Annotated in this window: 15 protein-coding genes; 9 read left to right on the top strand and 6 right to left on the bottom strand. The window is 37.1% G+C overall.

The features are described 5' to 3' along the window. Nucleotides 1–123 precede the first annotated feature (123 nt). Both ABXH34_RS02555 and ABXH34_RS02550 read left to right on the top strand, forming a co-directional pair. Nucleotides 124–2,592 carry a hypothetical protein gene (locus ABXH34_RS02555; RefSeq protein WP_353570291.1) on the top strand — a complete coding sequence of 823 codons (2,469 nt, stop codon included), beginning with the start codon at nucleotides 124–126 and terminating at the stop codon, nucleotides 2,590–2,592. Between the two features lie 320 nt (nucleotides 2,593–2,912). Next, the gene (locus tag ABXH34_RS02550; protein ID WP_353570290.1) at nucleotides 2,913–5,354 is read left to right on the top strand and encodes an RCC1 domain-containing protein; all 2,442 of its coding nucleotides are present in this window, start codon (nucleotides 2,913–2,915) and stop codon (nucleotides 5,352–5,354) included. 283 nt (nucleotides 5,355–5,637) lie between these two features. Here ABXH34_RS02550 and ABXH34_RS02545 read toward each other — a convergent pair whose 3' ends face one another. After that, nucleotides 5,638–6,321 carry an RDD family protein gene (locus ABXH34_RS02545; RefSeq protein ID WP_353570289.1) on the bottom strand — a complete coding sequence of 228 codons (684 nt, stop codon included), beginning with the start codon at nucleotides 6,319–6,321 and terminating at the stop codon, nucleotides 5,638–5,640. A gap of 107 nt (nucleotides 6,322–6,428) precedes the next feature. On the opposite strand from ABXH34_RS02545, the gene ABXH34_RS02540 reads away from it, so the two are divergent. Beyond that, nucleotides 6,429–7,823, top strand: coding sequence for a tetratricopeptide repeat protein (locus ABXH34_RS02540; protein WP_353570288.1), 1,395 nt, complete (start codon nucleotides 6,429–6,431; stop codon nucleotides 7,821–7,823). Further along, nucleotides 7,823–8,965, top strand: coding sequence for an outer membrane protein assembly factor BamB (gene bamB, locus ABXH34_RS02535; protein WP_353570287.1), 1,143 nt, complete (start codon nucleotides 7,823–7,825; stop codon nucleotides 8,963–8,965). Before ABXH34_RS02540 ends, bamB begins: the two co-directional genes overlap by 1 nt. Nucleotides 8,966–9,033: 68 nt before the next feature. Here bamB and ABXH34_RS02530 read toward each other — a convergent pair whose 3' ends face one another. The 5 genes from ABXH34_RS02530 to ABXH34_RS02510 form a co-directional block, all read right to left on the bottom strand. Next, the gene (locus ABXH34_RS02530; RefSeq protein WP_353570286.1) at nucleotides 9,034–9,594 is read right to left on the bottom strand and encodes a hypothetical protein; all 561 of its coding nucleotides are present in this window, start codon (nucleotides 9,592–9,594) and stop codon (nucleotides 9,034–9,036) included. Then, nucleotides 9,588–10,571, bottom strand: a complete 984-nt coding sequence (locus ABXH34_RS02525; RefSeq protein ID WP_353570285.1) for an AAA family ATPase — start codon at nucleotides 10,569–10,571, stop codon at nucleotides 9,588–9,590. Before ABXH34_RS02525 ends, ABXH34_RS02530 begins: the two co-directional genes overlap by 7 nt. A gap of 144 nt (nucleotides 10,572–10,715) precedes the next feature. Beyond that, nucleotides 10,716–11,246: an HvfX family Cu-binding RiPP maturation protein gene (locus ABXH34_RS02520; protein ID WP_353570284.1), complete on the bottom strand. Its 531-nt coding sequence runs from the start codon at nucleotides 11,244–11,246 to the stop codon at nucleotides 10,716–10,718. Nucleotides 11,247–11,259: 13 nt separating this feature from the next. Continuing rightward, nucleotides 11,260–11,895, bottom strand: a complete 636-nt coding sequence (locus tag ABXH34_RS02515; protein ID WP_353570283.1) for a V-type ATP synthase subunit D — start codon at nucleotides 11,893–11,895, stop codon at nucleotides 11,260–11,262. Nucleotides 11,896–12,055: 160 nt separating this feature from the next. Next, nucleotides 12,056–12,931 (bottom strand): CheR family methyltransferase, encoded by an 876-nt coding sequence (locus ABXH34_RS02510; protein WP_353570282.1) that lies wholly within the window; start codon nucleotides 12,929–12,931, stop codon nucleotides 12,056–12,058. A gap of 545 nt (nucleotides 12,932–13,476) precedes the next feature. On the opposite strand from ABXH34_RS02510, the gene ABXH34_RS02505 reads away from it, so the two are divergent. From ABXH34_RS02505 to ABXH34_RS02485, 5 genes are all read left to right on the top strand, one after another. After that, nucleotides 13,477–14,115, top strand: coding sequence for a glutathione S-transferase family protein (locus tag ABXH34_RS02505; RefSeq protein ID WP_353570281.1), 639 nt, complete (start codon nucleotides 13,477–13,479; stop codon nucleotides 14,113–14,115). Between the two features lie 144 nt (nucleotides 14,116–14,259). Next, nucleotides 14,260–14,502 carry a type II toxin-antitoxin system Phd/YefM family antitoxin gene (locus ABXH34_RS02500; RefSeq protein WP_353570280.1) on the top strand — a complete coding sequence of 81 codons (243 nt, stop codon included), beginning with the start codon at nucleotides 14,260–14,262 and terminating at the stop codon, nucleotides 14,500–14,502. After that, on the top strand, nucleotides 14,499–14,744 hold the full coding sequence (locus tag ABXH34_RS02495; RefSeq protein WP_353570279.1) for a type II toxin-antitoxin system RelE family toxin: 246 nt from the start codon (nucleotides 14,499–14,501) through the stop codon (nucleotides 14,742–14,744). Before ABXH34_RS02500 ends, ABXH34_RS02495 begins: the two co-directional genes overlap by 4 nt. 250 nt (nucleotides 14,745–14,994) lie before the next feature. After that, the gene (gene ruvA, locus ABXH34_RS02490) at nucleotides 14,995–15,609 is read left to right on the top strand and encodes a Holliday junction branch migration protein RuvA (RefSeq protein ID WP_353570278.1); all 615 of its coding nucleotides are present in this window, start codon (nucleotides 14,995–14,997) and stop codon (nucleotides 15,607–15,609) included. A gap of 175 nt (nucleotides 15,610–15,784) precedes the next feature. Beyond that, on the top strand, nucleotides 15,785–16,969 hold the full coding sequence (locus tag ABXH34_RS02485; RefSeq protein WP_353570277.1) for an N-acetylmuramoyl-L-alanine amidase: 1,185 nt from the start codon (nucleotides 15,785–15,787) through the stop codon (nucleotides 16,967–16,969). Nucleotides 16,970–17,119 lie beyond the last annotated feature (150 nt).

The following is a 17,119-nucleotide window of genomic DNA, read 5'->3' as shown; positions in this document are numbered from 1 at the left end:
ATACACTGGCAGTTTAAAGAGTTAGTTTTGATTAGATATTAATTAACATTCTGCTAAACTTGAATCAGTGATTCTGATGAACTATAAATTAAACCATTCGTTTAAAGATTCAAGGAATATGTTATGCGTTTATTACAGAGGCTTAGCCTTATTTTGGGCTGTTTATTAGTATTTAACCTTCATGCTGTTGAACCACAAATTGCTATTGGTGATCATTCGGTATTGATACTTCAACAAGATGGTTCGGTTGTGGGTTGGGGCAGTCTTGAACACGATCAAATCTTGCGCAACTCTAGTTTTCCTTATAATTTTCAATTAGATGTGCAGACAAACATACCTTCTCCTGTAAACATTGACAATGTGGAAGAGTTGTTTTTAGGAATATATGCTTATGCACGTAAGCAAGATGGGACATTCTGGCATTGGGGTCATTACACTTACCCGACTAGAACTATTTCAGACAATATCTACGCATTAGACCCGCCCAAACCTGCCAATGGTGATGAACCTTCTCTATTTGTTTCACCCGTTGATGATAGCAATATCAGAAAATTCAAATATGTGTATAGAACACGGTTGTTTTTAACAGATAAGAATGAGTTGTGGATTATGAGTCGCTACAGCACGCATTTCCCAAGACCAGAAGCGGATTCACCCTTAGAGTTGAAATATGCCAAGGTTACAACCGATGTAAAAGATTTTGATGTAACTGAAAATTATCTTGTCATACTAAAGCAAGATGGTACGGTATGGACCAGCGGCGACAATGAGAATGGACAACTCGGTGTAGGCGATCGCGTTAATTACAATATCCCGCAAAAAACCAATCTATCAAATATACAACAGATTGCCGCTGGAGAGAACTATTCATTGGCATTGAGAGAAGATGGTACGTTATGGGGGTGGGGAGAGCCAGCTTATTTAGGCTTAGGCTTAGGTACGACACCGACAACATCGTTCATATTAAATCCTGCGTCTCTTCCGATTGATAATGTAAAAACCATGAGTACCGATTCCCATACGCTGGTATTAAAGAATGATGGTACGGTATGGGCTTGGGGCGATAATCGTTATGGACAATTAGGCATTGGTTCAATCACTGCGGCCTCTGATACAAATCCGTATGCGTCGTATGTCACAACACCCGTGCAAGTCCCTATTGATGATGTTGTAGCGATTAATGCCAGTAGTGCAGGCTTTTCTATCGCATTAAAAAATGATGGCAGTATTTGGTCATGGGGTAATAATCAAACAGGGATGTTAGGTAATGGCACAATGGTGAGTACGGATACACCACAGCCGATTGTAAGCAATACTTTATACATGCCAGAAGGCTTTATTGGTGATGGGATTGATGAATTTGTCTCGCTATTGAATACCCATGATGAAACAGTTAACGCGACTTGTTTTTTCTATTATGAAGACGGGACAGCATTGAGTTTTCCTTTAGAACTACTAGCCAAACAACGCACCACGTTTACAGTCAAGGATAAAGGGGTTGCATTTTATCGTCCGTTTGCCATTGTTATTGAGCCTGAAAAGAAAATCACCGCTACTTTAGCCCATTATGCTCAAGGTAATGTGGCAATGGGGGCGAATTTCACGCCTATTACCAGCAAAAAATGGGCAAGCTCTCAAGGCTTTTATCATCATGAGGACAAAATCCGTAATTATTTAGTTGGCTTTAATCCTAATAATGAACCAGTTGATATAAATCTACAGATTACAGGCGTAACAGAAATTTTCCCGCTTAATGTACAATTGAGAGTTGAACCTAAATCCCGTTTCAATGTTAAGTTACAAGATTATCTTAATCCAACCATTCCAGAACAGCCGATTGGCGCATTGGTTTCGACAAATAAGCCTATTGTTGTAGGGATGAGCCATTATGATGATTTATTGGACGACGGCACATTAAGCATTGCTGAGCCTTCTTGGGGTAGTCAACGCGGTTATGTTGCTGAAGGTTGGTTATCTGATACAGGGTTTGAGGTGGTGAATTTGGTCAATCCACATGACACCCCGACAGAAATCATATTCTACAAATCTCAACAATATTATGATGCAGCCAGCGAGTTTGCCCGTTTTGAATTAACACCTTATCAGCAAGCAGGACTTGTGGTCAGCGCCTTTTTACCTAAAAAACAACCGCTCTCAATTTCTTACTCTAGTGCGCAACCAGTAGTTGCCAGCTTTAACCATTTCGATTTATCAGGTTTAAATGGAGTGAATTTTGTACCAAACGGACATACGCACTGGGAATTTGCCGAAGGGTTTAGAGGTGATAATGTGCTGGAATTTTTGTTAGTGCAAAGGGAAAGTTTAGTCTCAAACTCTGAACCTCTCAATGTGAAGGTGCGGCTTTATTATTATGATGGCCAAGCCAATGCGGAATTAGATTTAGTGATTCCTGCCAATGAGTCTAAGGCAACATTATTTTTACACGCTGATAATCGAGTACGCTCAAGCCCAGATGGAGTCACATATAGTGTCACACTAGATGCAGATTTGCCTATTATTCCTTATTTTACCCACTATGATTTCAACTTTGGTGGTGCATTTGCGCTGTCAGGTACAGGATGGAATCCTTAACCATATCAAGCTCAGTATCATTTTGATATTGGGCTTTTTTTATACGTTATCTGACATTCTAATACCATCGCCAGCTTTTCGATATATTATTCTAAATAATTGATTTTATTAAAACTATACATTTTTTGCGATTGTTAAAAATCAATGACTTAGCATACTGTGGCGAAGGTGTTGACATACCACATATAATTTAAAAAAAGTTCATTTTCGGTTTTTCTCTTGAAAGTTACAGAATGAAAAATCTAAACTTGTGAAACCATATTGAAAATAATCTAAAAATTTCGTTAACTACGGAATGTTGGTTATAAGGAAAATTCGTCATGCGATTAAAGTATGTTGTTCTTATCAGCACGTTATTGTGTAGTTTGACGCTTCATGCTGTTGAACCACAAATTTTTACTTCAGGCTCAACCGTGATTGTATTGCAGGAGGATGGTTCACTTATTGGTTGGGGTTCTAACGGGAATGGTAGACTGTTACATGATCCTAATCAACAATCCTATTTTAGTAAGCCCATCTCTTTAGATATTGATGATGTTGAAACGGTTTTCCCCACATCATATGAGTATGGCTATACTATATTTGCTCGTAAAAAGGATAAAACATTTTGGTATTGGGGTGATCCTTCGTCTGTGCCTTTGCCTAGTTTATTCCAGACTGATAACACGAAGCCATATATTCCAAAACTAATGAACCCATTGCCACAGGGTAGTATTAAAAAAATACTTACTTCATCACCTTCTGATGGAATATATATCTTGACTGATGACAATACACTTTGGAGAAGTGAGTTACTTGGGCTTGCAGTGGCGAGTACACAAGTTGAAGATTTCTCTATTCTCAGCCCTGAATATTTCTCCTCTGCTTCTTATCTAGCTATATTTAAAACAGATGGTAGTATCAGCATCAATAATATAAATGGTAGTAACACAGAGTGTCTGAAAGATGATTTATCTGATGTTAAACAAGTATTTACTCGTGCAGGTGTATGGAGCCAAGAACGTTCTAGCCCAGCTACCTATTTCAGCTATAGTTTGATATTAAAAAATGATGGTACAGTGTGGGGTTGTGGTAATGACTATATTGGTATTGGTGGGACAAGCTACGATAATGAGTGGGCTCAAGTTGATATTGAAGATGTTGTAAGCTTAAGTAACTCAATAACTCATCACACATTAGCTTTAAAAAGTGATGGCACAGTGTGGGGTTGGGGTGCAAATGATTATGGACAGCTAGGCATTGGCTCAGTAAGGCCTCACCGAAGCTCGGGTTTTTCTGGCAGACCATATACACTGGGTTCGCCAAGTATTTCAATTGAGCCTCTCCCTCAACAAGCTCAAATTGATGATGTTGTTGCAATCGCGGCGGGTGGCAATTTCTCTGTTGCAATTAAGAAAGATAATACCATTTGGACATGGGGTGGTTATAGTTCAGAGGTAAACAGAGATATACCTCAACCCATTGCTGATTATAAAATTTATATGCCAGAAGGATTTGTGGGTGATGGGATTGAAGAGTTTGTCTCGCTACTCAATATTCATGATGAAATCGTTGATGCAACCTGTTTTATTTATTATGAAGATGGTACACAATTTAATTTTCCATTGATATTACCGCCAAAACAACGTTCCACTTTTAGTGTGAAAGACAAGGGCATTGATTTTTACCGTCCGTTTGCTATGGCGATTAAATCTAAAAAAAGAATTACCGCAACCTTAGCGCATTATGCTGAAGGTAATATCGCGATGGGCGCAAATTTCACTCCAACAACTAGTGACGAATGGGCAACCTCTCAAGGCTTTTTTAGCCACAACAACAAAACCAGAGATTACCTTGTTGGTCTCAATCCCAACCATAACTCAGTCGATGTGAGTATAAGTTTGATAGGGAAAAGTGAACTATTATCCGATAGCATCAATTTCACAGTGCAAGCTGAATCTCGATTTAGCATTAAATTGCAGGATTATATTGATGAAAATACCCAAGACCAATCAATTGGAGCTTTGGTTTCGGCAGATAAAAGTATTATCGTAGGTCACAGCCATTATGATGATAACTTAAATGAGGGTACGCTAACCATTGCTGAATCTAACGGAGGAGCATCCAAGGGGCGTATTGCCGAAGGTTGGTTATCTGATACAGGGGTTGAGATCATCAACCTGCTTAATGTTAACAACAAAAGGTCCTTGAGCGTTTACTTAACGGATGAGCAGCTTACACCCGAAAACATTGATACATTCCCAATCATCATATTGCAGCCGCATCAGCAAACCAGTTTAGCTGTGAGTGATTTTTTTCCTAGGAATCAAGCGCTCCAACTTGGCTTTCAAGCAGACCCTGATCTGAATTATGGTGGTTCTATCGTTGCTAGCTTTAACCATTTTGATTTATCTGGATTAACAGGGGTTAATTTTTCTTCTAACGGCTATAAGCATTGGGAATTCGCAGAGGGCTTTAAAGGCGATAATGTTCAGGAATTTTTATCGATTAAAAAATGGGATGCAGATGTAGAAGTTAATATTAAAGTCACACTGTACTATCATGATGGAAAAGATAATACGGAAATTGACCTTGTTATTCCTGCCGATGAAAAGAAAGTAACACTGTTTTTACATGCTGATGAGCGTGTTCGGTCTGACCCAAGTGGTGTCACGTATGGCATTAGCATCGATGCAGACCAGCTTGTTGTACCTTATTTTGCACATTATGATTTCAACTTTGGTGGTGCATTCGCGCTGTCAGGTACAGGATGGAATCCTTAACCATATCAGGGCAATCGCATTGAAATTTAATTACTTTAAAATCAATCAAATAAAAAAGAGTTTTCTGCATAGCTATAAAAGCTTGCACCCTTAAATTGTTGACTCTTTAATCAATTAAAAATCATGCCGTATTTTAATGTGATTGCCTATTATGAAGAATGGTATTTAATATTAAGTATATCAGTTATTTAATCTGAAATATGAACAAATATAAACAAGAAGTGCGAAATGCCTTACAGGATTTAGATGGGATAAATGATTAATTTACTAAGCAATGTTGTGATTAATCACGCTTGCCATACAATCCGTTTGCAATACCATATAAAGCATGAATCGTTTGTTGGCCTTCAGTTTTAGTTAACATATTGACAATATTAGCTAATTCAGCTTGACGCTCTGGAGATAAAGTGTGAGCACGCTCTGCAAAATGAATAATCGCATGTTGTTCAACTAAATTTAATGGGATTGGTAAAGGGCTAGGTTCGGCTTGGGGTAAATCAACAGCTTTTAAGTTCTCGTTATCATAAACCACGATGGTACTCGCTGCTAAATCACCTAAACGCTTGAATTCATGATTAAATAGCATTGCTGTCAAACCCACTCCATAGAACATAGGTAAAAAATCGACAGGTCGCAACAAATTGCGAATGAATGAACCACTCCACGTCATCGGCTGAGCATTATCATGTAAAGCTTTAATACCCATAATGCGTTTACCTGGTGTTGCACCATCATAATACATTTCAAAAGCAACGGGATAAAACCACTCTAATAAGAAAAAAGTAATCAGTAGTAAGCCAATTCCCAAATCACCAAGCAATGGCAATATATTCGCTAAGCCTATATAAACAACAATGCGAATACAAAAATCTACCGTCCAAGCCAACGCTCTAACGACAGGCCCTGCGACTTTTATCTGTAACTCAACACCTTCAGGTGTATCTATCGTATGAATCGTATCTAGCATAAGTGAAAAGCACAGGGATTTTGCGCACAAAATTGATGAATTGCTTTATAATTGCTGCATAGTTTACCCGATAACTCAATAAACTGTATACATAAAGAGGGAATATTATGGAAGAGAATGAATTAGACCAATCAGAAGCTATTAGAAAATGGTGGCAAGAAAATGGAACATCTGTCTTTACTGGTGTTTTGTTAGGATTAGCATTGTTATTCGGTTGGCGCGGTTGGTCATCTTACCAAGCAACTCAGCAAGAAATGGCTTCCACATTATATTCACAATCTGTTGCTAGTTTTGAGCAAGGAAACGTAACCAAAGCACGTGAATTAGCCAGTCAATTACTGTCTGACTACAACACCAGTGTTTACGCTATCCAAGCAACATTACATTTGGCTCGTCATGAGGTTGAAGAAAAGAATTATGATTCAGCTCATGCGCATTTAGACTGGATCATTAAACAGGATAGAACCCCAGAGTTTACTAATACGGCTCGCTTACGTAAAGCACGTTTATTCATCGCTGAAAACAAATTAGCTGAATTAAAAGCATTGCTCGCTACTGTCAAAGGTAATGAGGGTACATTTAAAATGTCTTATGCTGAAATACGTGGTGATATGGCTGTGTTAGAGGGTCGTCTTGATGATGCACGTACCGCTTACAACGAAGTTTTATCTTTAAGCGAATTAACAGAGGATGGTCTGTCTTTCGAGCATAAAGATTTAGTGGAAATGAAATTAAACAATTTAGGTGAACCTGAATCAGAACGTGTTGTTGCAACACCACCACCTGCACCAAAAATTGCAGAAATCGCAGATTCCATTCCAGAAGCATTAGGCATAACGCCAGAAATTCAAGTAACAACAACAGTTGAACCAGCTTCTGAAACTCAGTTGACTGACACAATTAAGCCTTTAACGGAAGCAGTGACTAATATCGTTGATTCGGCTTCTAAAGCGGCAACAGAAAAAGCAAACTCTATTACTGAAACAGTGACTAACATTGTTGATTCGGTCTCTGGAGCGGCAACAACGGATTCTATTACTGAGACAGTGACTAATATCGTTGATTCAGCTTCTAAAGCGGCAGCAGAAAAAACGGATTCTATCACTGAAACAGTGACTAATATTGTTGATTCAGTTTCTGGAGCGGCAACAACGGATTCTATTACTGAGACAGTGACTAATATCGTTGATTCGGCTTCTAAAGCAGCAGCAGAAAAAACGGATTCTATCACTGAGACAGTGACTAATATCGTTGATTCGGTTTCTAAAGCAGCAGCAGAAAAAAAGGGCTCTATCACTGAAACAGTGACTAATATCGTTGATTCGGCTTCTAAAACCTTATCTGAAGCATTAGGAAAATCAGTTGATCCTAATACAGGTACAATTCCAGCAAGCGAAATTTCTGCTGCCTTAGACAAACTTGCTCCAGCATTATCTGAGATTGCAGAAAAATTAACAGCTCCTCAAAGCTCTTCTGATACACAAGAAACAACTAAACCATAATGAAACAATTACTTATTTTCATTTTAGCGATAAGTTTAGCCAGTTGTGGGTTGTTCAAAAGCAAAGATAATAATGAGCCACCTGCTGAATTGACTGACATCGATAATGCGCTAAATATTAAAACTTTATGGGAAGCCAATATCAGCAATGATGATGAACTTTACACTAAATTGATTCCCGCTTATAAAGCAGGTGTACTGTTTGTCGCAGGAACTGAAGGTGATGTTTTTGCATTTGATATTGAATCTGGCAAACGCCTGTGGAAAACCAGAACTAAAAAGCCTTTATCTGGTGGTATTGGCTTGGGTGAAGGGTACATTTACATTGGTAGCCAAGATGGTGATGTACTTGCGCTATCAGAAGAAAATGGTTCAATTCTATGGGATGTTAAAGTTTCTAGTGAAGTATTAACACCTCCACAAATGGCTTCAGATTCGGTCATTGTACGTACGGTTGATGGGAAAATTTTCTCTTTAGCTAGCGATTCTGGTACACGTTTATGGGTTTATGAACGCGATATGCCTTTATTAACTTTGCACGGAACAAGTACACCAATCGTTGAACGTGATTTTGTGCTAGCAGGTTTGGATAACGGTAAACTGGCTGCATTGGATGTTGCAACAGGTAAATTATTCTGGGAAGTGCCGATTGCAGTGCCAAAAGGTCGTTCTCAATTAGAACGTATGGTTGATATTGATGCTGATCCTATTTTGGATGGTACTACTGTGTTTGTGAGCAGTTATCAGGGGCGAACTGTCGCCATTGATATGAATACAGTGCGTATTGCTTGGGAGCGTGAAGTCTCTTCTAATGCGGGTATGGCAACTGATATTGATGCTTTATATTTGACTGATTTGAAAAGTCATTTATGGGCATTTGACCGTTATACAGGCTCATCGTTATGGCGGCAAGAAGGCTTACAAGCGCGTAAGTTAACTGCACCTGTTTCAATGGATGAGTATGTTGTTGTCGGTGATTTGGAAGGTTATTTACACTGGATTGGTAAATCAGATGGACAAATTGTCGCTCGTTATCGGATTGGTGGTAAAGACCATTTTAATATTGCCCCGATTGTAGTTGATGATAAATTAGTTGCTTATAACAGTGATGGAAAATTAGCTGTTTTAAGTATTAGTGAATAGAAAAATTTGAATCTATGCTCAGGGTTGGCATTTCTATGATTTTGATAGGTTGTCAATCCTGTTGTTTTTTACTCACTGAGTAAATCGGTTAGTTTCTGTTTGAGTTCATCAAAATATTGATGGGTAAAGTTAAAGGGAGCATTGGGATAAGCTATTTTATAAATTTGGTTTAAAATAGCTTTGTGGTTTTCTTTAGATTTAAATTCGGAGCAGTTCAAAAAGTCTTGTATACAATTCTTTTGAGGTTGTGGAATAGTCAATAAAATAAGGGCTTCTAAATATCCCATTTTTTTTTTTTTGTTACATGTAATATATAAATCTGCATATTCAGTCAATTCTAATTGCTTGATGATATTCCTCAATTCTCTTTTTGTATTCTCATATCCGCCATATTTTTCATCATTTTTTTCATCATCAGCATCAACAATGAAAAGTAATTTAGTTATATTTTCTTCTTCGACATCGTTCTTCACCACTTGATACATTGGATGTTCAGAATCCCAAAAATAGCTTTTTCCCTTCATGGCAATAAATCTTAGCTTACTGCTATCTAAACCTAATTCGCTGATTAAAAGCTTTAAGAATATCTTATCAGATTTACCTTCATGAAAAATGACTGAATTTACCATCCTCTAACCTCATAACTTTGCCCTATGCTATTTTCTAATAACTCATAATCGTGAACACCTGCTTTAATTTTTCCACTTTTCAAACGACTCAAGCGAATATAAGCAATATCTTGTTCTTCTAATTTTTTAGCAGCGCGATAATAAGATTCAATACATTCTTTTGAATGCGTAGTGGCAAAAACTTGCACATTTTGTTGTTTTGCTAAAGTGAGTACAGTTTCCCATAATTTATCCAGCATGGTGTAGTGAATGCCGTTATCTATTTCATCAATGAATAAGTAGCCGTTTTGAGTTTTATATAAAGATGTCACAATAGACACTAAATGTCTTGAACCATCACCAAGTTCTGTAATTTCTAAATACTGACCATTGATTTTGCATTGGGGTTTTTCATCAATAATTTTAAAAGCTTGGATTCTAGGATCAAACTCATTAAGAAGGGTATTTAATATAAGCTCTGCATCCTGTTTTTGGATTGCAGAATAATTATAGATAATGTCACTGTCTGATAAACCAACATTATCAATGAATATGATGTTTTGTATTGGTAAAACTTCAAATGAAAATTGATTTGTGTTTACTTTTATTTCTTGATTATTAAATTCAAAAATATATGATTTAACCCCTTCTTTTTCTTCTATTTTATATGATGCTAAATTCATGTTGCTTTGAGTAATAATATGGTTACATTGTTCTATAAGCCCTTTAATATTTTGAGTTAAAAAGTCTGAAAGATTTAAATTTGGAGAAGAAAAAATACTTACAAATTCTCGACGAAATTTAATTCGAACAAGAGAAAATAAAAAGCTTTTCACTTCCTGAGCGTAAATATTAATATAACAAGCTTCCATCAAAGCAGTTTTGCCGACATTGTTTTTACCACCGATTAAATTAACTCGTTTAAATCCCTCAGCTTTAAAATCATCAAAGCATTTGAAGTTTTTGATTTCAATATATTCTAATAAATGGTTTTCCATCGCTAAATCCTTGGAAATGAAAAATAATGAAAGTGGGATATTTTATCAATAAGATGGGGGAAAGAGAGGGTGCATTGTTACGAAAATAAATGTTCATGTAGTACGCCAGTGAGGAATAAATCATTGACGCACTAACATTATGCTTTATTTATGAATATCGCCTTCTACATACTCTGGGTCTTTCATAAATCGGCGTGCAATCAAATAATCAACACTGGCTTTACCTGCACCACTAAACAACAAGGGTAAAAATAACACCATATATATCAATGGCAATTTAAAGTTGCCGCCGCTGCTTTCACAAATATCATAACCATATTTAAACAATTCTGACAAACTATCCCACTGGGCAGGCACATGTACACTAACCGTTGCCACAACAGTCAAAACCATCAATGACACTGAAAAAAACCGCGTGCCCAATCCAATTAATAATGCAATCGCACCGACAAGCTCAAAACTCATCGCCATATTCCAGCTAATATCAACAGGGACAATATTAAATGGATATGGAAATTTATCTTGAACATGCGCAAACCAGTTTTCACCTGTTAATTTTTGATGGCCTGCCTCCCAAAATTCCCAAGCTAATAAAGCCCGAATCCCAAACTGAGGCAAAAATGTCCCAATAATATTGAGTTTATCAGTAATCCAAAAATAGAGGCTAATAAGCATAAAAAATCTCCAGTTAGACAGCTTCTTGTTGTTTCGCATTCTCACGTAACCGCTGGATTTGGAATAGCGTATTACGCTCCTCTTCTTCCAAACTAGATTTAATAAATTGAATGGTCGCATGATAAGTAGGAATAATATTGTATTTTAATGCATTCACCCGCTTTTGGGTTTTCCGTTGCTCTTCTAATAAACGCCATAAAGCAGTTTCTGCCTCACCTAATTTCGCTAAAATCACCACCATATCAGCAAAATGTTTACGTGTTTCATCAAAGCTGGAATCTGTACCCATCAATCCAACGGGTTCTAATGGTTTACGTTCAGCCGTCACCGCTGGATATTGCACCCCAATACTGCTACGCGGCAAAATTTGAATATCAACAGGAGGCGGTAAGCCAATCGAAACTTGTTTCAAAGTCTGATTACTCATGCGCATGTGAGTAATACCCAGCCAATGATAGGCTTGCTCAACTTGGGTTTTAGCTTCTTTACGCAGTTCACGATATTGTTTTAAGCGTTCGTAAACCAAACGAGTGAGTAATTCTTTCTTGCGCTCTAACAACGTATGGCCTTGCTCTAAAAAGGCTATTTTACGTTTTAATGAGAGTAACACGCTCTTAGTTGGAGGGATTTTAAGACGTTTGTTAGTCATAACCGTTCTCTAAAGTCTCATGTCAGTACATGATGTGCAGCCATCATTTAAGGGGAGATAGCAATGGCTATTACTGTTGATAAGCGCATTATAGCTGGAAAACAAGTTAAGCTGATGAGCTGATCTATTCTGCTAAGTAGTCAACCATCAATCTGGATTCTTAATCTGTATAGTCGTTTTGTCCAAGTGTGCGCGGGCAATGCTTATCTGTCTTCTTAATATAAATTTGTTCATCTCGAACAAGATAATCAAAATCATACGCATACTCAGATAAACGCAAACTTTCTTTTGAACCCAGACATAAAATACTATTCGATGCAAGACTATCATAAAACAAGCCAATCACCCGATTTTGCAATTCGCGATTAAAATAAATCAATACATTGCGACATAAAATTAAGTGCATTTCCCCAAACACGCCATCAACAGCAAGATTGTGATCGGAAAATAAAATATTCTCTTTTAACGATTTATCCATGACCACATGGTCATAATGTGCTGTGTAGTAATTTGAAAATGCTTCTTGACCACCTGCTTTTTGATAATTGCTGGTATATTGTTGCAATTTTCGAATTGAAAAAATCCCTTCTTTCGCTTGTTTTAAAACCACTTCATTCATGTCAGTTGCATAAATTTGGGTTTTGTCATATAAGCCTTCTTCTTTAAGCAAAATGGCCATTGAATAGGCTTCTTCGCCCGTAGAACAACCTGCGTGCCAAATTTTAATATACGACTGTTCGCGCAATTTAGGGATGACATGCTTGCGCAAGGCTAAATAAAAATTCGGATCACGAAACATTTCTGTGACATTAATTGACATATCCAACAATAAGCGTTCAAAAAAGGCAACATCATATAAAACCTTGTGCTGCATCATAGAAACACTATCAATACTTTCCTTATTCATACGATGATGAATCCGGCGTTTAATAGACGCTTTTGCGTAATTACGAAAATCATACCCATATTTCAGGTAAATGGCTTGCAATAGAAGTTGGATTTCTATGTTTTCGATTTCAATTTCGTCTTCGACCATACAATAGCAATTTATCAATCAATGAATATCCACAGCATACATAAAATGAGCAAAAAATTTAAGCCTTATTTATTCTTAAATGCAAAGAGTTTTTAAATACTGTAAATAACTGTTAGGTATTACTATGGATTTGGCTTATTTACGTTGTGATATTCCATGGATATTAATCAAGGATTCAGATAATTTGACACAAATTTAAGCAGCTCCATAATGACAAATAGATTTAAAGTCAGGGTAGGATTTAATAGAAATGAGGCGTTATCACATTATGATGGGCTTGCTTATCCATTTGCCCTTATTCAATTGAACAATTATTGGATGATGATGACTTTTATCCACAACCAGAATAGAATATATTTATCAGTGAAACGTTTTATTGATAGGGTATTCCAAAAAATTACACCACTGCTTAGGCTGTTCATTTATCAGAATTAAGGTTATAGGATTAAAAGATTTTTTAGCCGAAACCATGATTTCACGTCCTGTGATGAAGGGATTTAAGGCAATGATTCGAGAACAAGGCTTATTTGAGCAGATATAATCTAATGACTATGAAATTTTACATGATCCCCGGCTCATGCAGTACGGGCATTCATATTTTACTGGAAGAAGTCGGTCTCGTTTTTGAGGCGCATCTTGTTAATTTAATGCAAGGCGATCAACATCAAGCAGAGTATTTGGCATTGAACCCCAAAGCCACAATTCCAACATTACTACGCGAAGATGGCACAACACTCACTGAATTCCAAACCATTGCATGGTGGCTAGCCAAAGCCCATCCAAGACGTAAATTATTACCTGAAGACTTAGAAGCTGAGTTGCGGGTTTTAGATATGATGAATTATGCGGTAAATACATTGCATGGACAGGGGTTTACACGGATTTTCACCACCGACAAATACTCGAATAATACGGCTGAACACGACGCAATCCAAGCCCGCGGAAGAGAAATCATTGATAATGGCTTTGAGATTGTAAATAATTTATTAGCAGCCAGTGCCAGTGAATACGTGGTGGATAAGTTCAGTATTGCAGATGCCGCACTATTTTACGTTGAATTTTGGGCAAATCATATCGACATCCCATTACCCCAACACTGTCAAACTCACTATCAAACAATGCTAAAACGTCCTACAGTGCGTCAAGTTTTGATGGAAGAAGGCTATTCAAGCATATTTAGCTGATGTGATACGTGTTCGTTATCTATTTAAGAATGGTGGCTGTATTCTTGTTTGCATACAAATAATCTCACATTTTGCAAGAAATTCATTATAATACGCTTGTAATTGCTCTACTTTCCATCAAAATATTTCCTCTAAATAGCCGCCATGATAAAAATTCAACCTCTTAATAAAGCCCATCAAAATATCTACCGCCTTGTAGATGAAGTTAATACCACTCATGAACCTGTTATGATTCAAGGTAAAACTAATAATGCGGTATTAATTTCAGAACCTGACTGGTGGGCAATGCAACAGACCTTACATTTATCAGCCAATCCTGAAATTAAAGCCCAAATTCAACAAGGCTTACAAACCAGTTTAGAAACTTGTCAGGACGACTGCGCATGAGTTGGTCAATGGTTTACACAGCCCAAGCCTTAAAAGATAAACAACAATTTATCCAACAAGGATTTGGCGCAGTGTTGCAACAGACTCTTCAGCTTTTAACCTCAAACCCTAAACAAGCAGATTGCATTAAATTAATTGGCGATTTAACAGGTGCGTACAGTAAAACGATGATTGGGAATCATTGCATTGTGTATCAACTGATTTCTGAGCAAAATACCATTAAAATCATTGCTATTGTTTAGGTTTGAAAGAGACTTGCTTTGTCGTGACAAAGAGCTTAGATAGCGGTATAAATCACAGAGCAGAAGTGCAAAACTTGTTTTACGAGTAGCCAAGACTACCCATAAAAAAGCCCCCATTACGATGAATGAGGGCTACACACTGTCAAAATTTAAATCTTTAAGAAAAACACTTTGTCGTTAGTAAATAATATGCAATTTATTTGCCTATTTTAAAGATTAAAAATATTTAATAAATTGAGAATCAAAAACTATGATTGGCCGACTACGTGGTGAACTCATTGAAAAAAAACCACCTTATTTATTGCTGGATGTGAATGGAGTAGGCTATGAGCTTGAAGCCCCTATGTCCACTTTTTATAATTTAAATGAGATAGGTAGCACAGCGCAGTTATATACACACCTGTCAATTCGAGATGATGCACATATTTTATTTGGATTTAGCACCGATAATGAACGCAAATTATTTCGGACGCTGATTAAAGTTAATGGGGTTGGGCCTAAGTTAGCCTTGAGTATTTTATCTGCCATGGATATAGCAACATTTGTGCAGTGCGTAAACCAAGAAGAAGTGAGCAAATTAACCCGGATTCCGGGAGTAGGTAAAAAAACCGCAGAACGCTTAATTATAGAAATGCGTGATCGGCTTAATATAACTCCTGAAACCAATGCGCAGAATATGGCCACATCACTGTCAACAGGTGTTTTAACTGAAGGCGTTGCCAGCCCTGCTGATGATGCGATAGCCGCTTTAATTACTTTGGGTTATAAACCACAAGATGCGAGCCGTCTGGTCAATAAAGTACAGCAAGAAGGTATAAGCAGCAGTGAAGAATTAATTCGTAAGGCTTTAAAGAATGCCTTGTAACTTTTAAATCCTTTTTTTAAGCGATCATGATGTGTTCACGTTATGCAAAAAATGATGAATAATAGAATTTAAAACTTTGGCGTTTAGACCCGTTATTTTTTATTCTGGAATTAAAGCAAAAAGCTTCGTTATTTTCTGTCTTTTAAAATATTAATGTGTATTGATGGAGTACCTAATGCGGTTATTATTTGGACTACTGATTTTATTTTATTCCTTCGCAGTTCAGAGCATAGAATTAAACAATATCCGTTTTTGGCAGCAAAATGCACTAACAACACGGGTAATATTAGATTTATCAAACCCTGCTAGCTATAATATTTTTACGTTGACCAATCCTTATCGCTTAGTGTTGGATTTGAAGAAAACCCATATCATCAATAAAGTCGATCACATTCCCGCCCAGCAGCCTGTTTTAAAAAATATCCGTTATGCCAAACGTAATAAGCAAGATTTACGCATTGTTTTTGATTTAAAAAAGCCTGTCCGCACTACCAGTTATCTTGTTGCTCCAGATCAACACGGCGGCCATCGTTTGCTATTAGATATTGCGATATTAAATAAAACACTACAGCAACAATCTGTTACACCGACACCAAAGCCTATACCTAAACCCGTTATCAAACAGCCAGCACCGTCTCAACCCAAACTATTAACTAAAAGCAAAATCATTATTGCAGTAGACCCCGGTCATGGAGGAATTGACCCCGGTGCAACGGGTAAACAAAAAACCAAAGAGAAAAATGTGGTGTTAGCAGTAGGGAAAAAGCTGGTGCGCTTAATCAATCAACAACCGGGTTATAAAGCCATACTGACCCGCAGCAATGATAAATATTTAAAACTACGGCGACGGATTGAAATTGCCAGACAATATCAAGCTGATTTGTTTATATCACTTCATGCCGACGCATTACCAGATGACCAAAAAGCGTATGGTTCATCGGTTTATATGCTGTCACAAAGTGGCGCAAGTAGTGAGGCAGCACAATGGCTAGCACAAAAGGAAAATTCGGCGGATTTAATTGGCGGTGTCAGTTTAAGCGATAAAGATGATTTATTGGCTTCAGTTTTATTGGATTTATCGCAAGAAGGGACGCTTGAAGCCAGTGCTTTAGTTGGGCAGAAGATATTGAAATCTTTAGGAAAAGTAGATCGAGTACATTTTAAAAAATTACAACGCGCAGCCTTTATGGTATTGCGTTCACCTGATATTCCATCGGTGTTAGTTGAAATGGCTTTTTTATCCACGCCAAGTGAAGAACGTAAATTAAATGATCCCCATTATCAAAACCAATTAGCACAAGCTTTGTCACAAGGCATTCAACATTATTTTGCTGAATATCCGCCTACAGGTATGAATTAATATTCATCTGAAATCCAAAAAACAAACCATGTAATGACTCCCAGTCATTACCAATAAATATCTGAATATATAGGTATACCTTTCAGTAAATCTGATCAGTTATACTCATTTTTCAGTTGATAAAATATCCTGTTTCATATCTTTCTATAC

The sequence above is a fragment of the Candidatus Albibeggiatoa sp. nov. BB20 genome, from assembly GCA_016744725.1.
Lineage (GTDB): Bacteria > Pseudomonadota > Gammaproteobacteria > Beggiatoales > Beggiatoaceae > Albibeggiatoa.
This window is presented reverse-complemented; position numbering and strand designations above follow the sequence as displayed.

Bases quoted from the DNA above. Each gene is read 5' to 3' on its own strand.
- ABXH34_RS02555 (WP_353570291.1), top strand. From the start codon at position 124: ATGCGTTTATTACAGAGGCTTAGCCTTATTTTGGGCTGTTTATTAGTA.
- ABXH34_RS02550 (WP_353570290.1), top strand. From the start codon at position 2,913: ATGCGATTAAAGTATGTTGTTCTTATCAGCACGTTATTGTGTAGTTTG.
- ABXH34_RS02545 (WP_353570289.1), bottom strand. From the start codon at position 6,321: ATGCTAGATACGATTCATACGATAGATACACCTGAAGGTGTTGAGTTA.
- ABXH34_RS02540 (WP_353570288.1), top strand. From the start codon at position 6,429: ATGGAAGAGAATGAATTAGACCAATCAGAAGCTATTAGAAAATGGTGG.
- bamB (WP_353570287.1), top strand. From the start codon at position 7,823: ATGAAACAATTACTTATTTTCATTTTAGCGATAAGTTTAGCCAGTTGT.
- ABXH34_RS02530 (WP_353570286.1), bottom strand. From the start codon at position 9,594: ATGGTAAATTCAGTCATTTTTCATGAAGGTAAATCTGATAAGATATTC.
- ABXH34_RS02525 (WP_353570285.1), bottom strand. From the start codon at position 10,571: ATGGAAAACCATTTATTAGAATATATTGAAATCAAAAACTTCAAATGC.
- ABXH34_RS02520 (WP_353570284.1), bottom strand. From the start codon at position 11,246: ATGCTTATTAGCCTCTATTTTTGGATTACTGATAAACTCAATATTATT.
- ABXH34_RS02515 (WP_353570283.1), bottom strand. From the start codon at position 11,895: ATGACTAACAAACGTCTTAAAATCCCTCCAACTAAGAGCGTGTTACTC.
- ABXH34_RS02510 (WP_353570282.1), bottom strand. From the start codon at position 12,931: ATGGTCGAAGACGAAATTGAAATCGAAAACATAGAAATCCAACTTCTA.
- ABXH34_RS02505 (WP_353570281.1), top strand. From the start codon at position 13,477: ATGACTATGAAATTTTACATGATCCCCGGCTCATGCAGTACGGGCATT.
- ABXH34_RS02500 (WP_353570280.1), top strand. From the start codon at position 14,260: ATGATAAAAATTCAACCTCTTAATAAAGCCCATCAAAATATCTACCGC.
- ABXH34_RS02495 (WP_353570279.1), top strand. From the start codon at position 14,499: ATGAGTTGGTCAATGGTTTACACAGCCCAAGCCTTAAAAGATAAACAA.
- ruvA (WP_353570278.1), top strand. From the start codon at position 14,995: ATGATTGGCCGACTACGTGGTGAACTCATTGAAAAAAAACCACCTTAT.
- ABXH34_RS02485 (WP_353570277.1), top strand. From the start codon at position 15,785: ATGCGGTTATTATTTGGACTACTGATTTTATTTTATTCCTTCGCAGTT.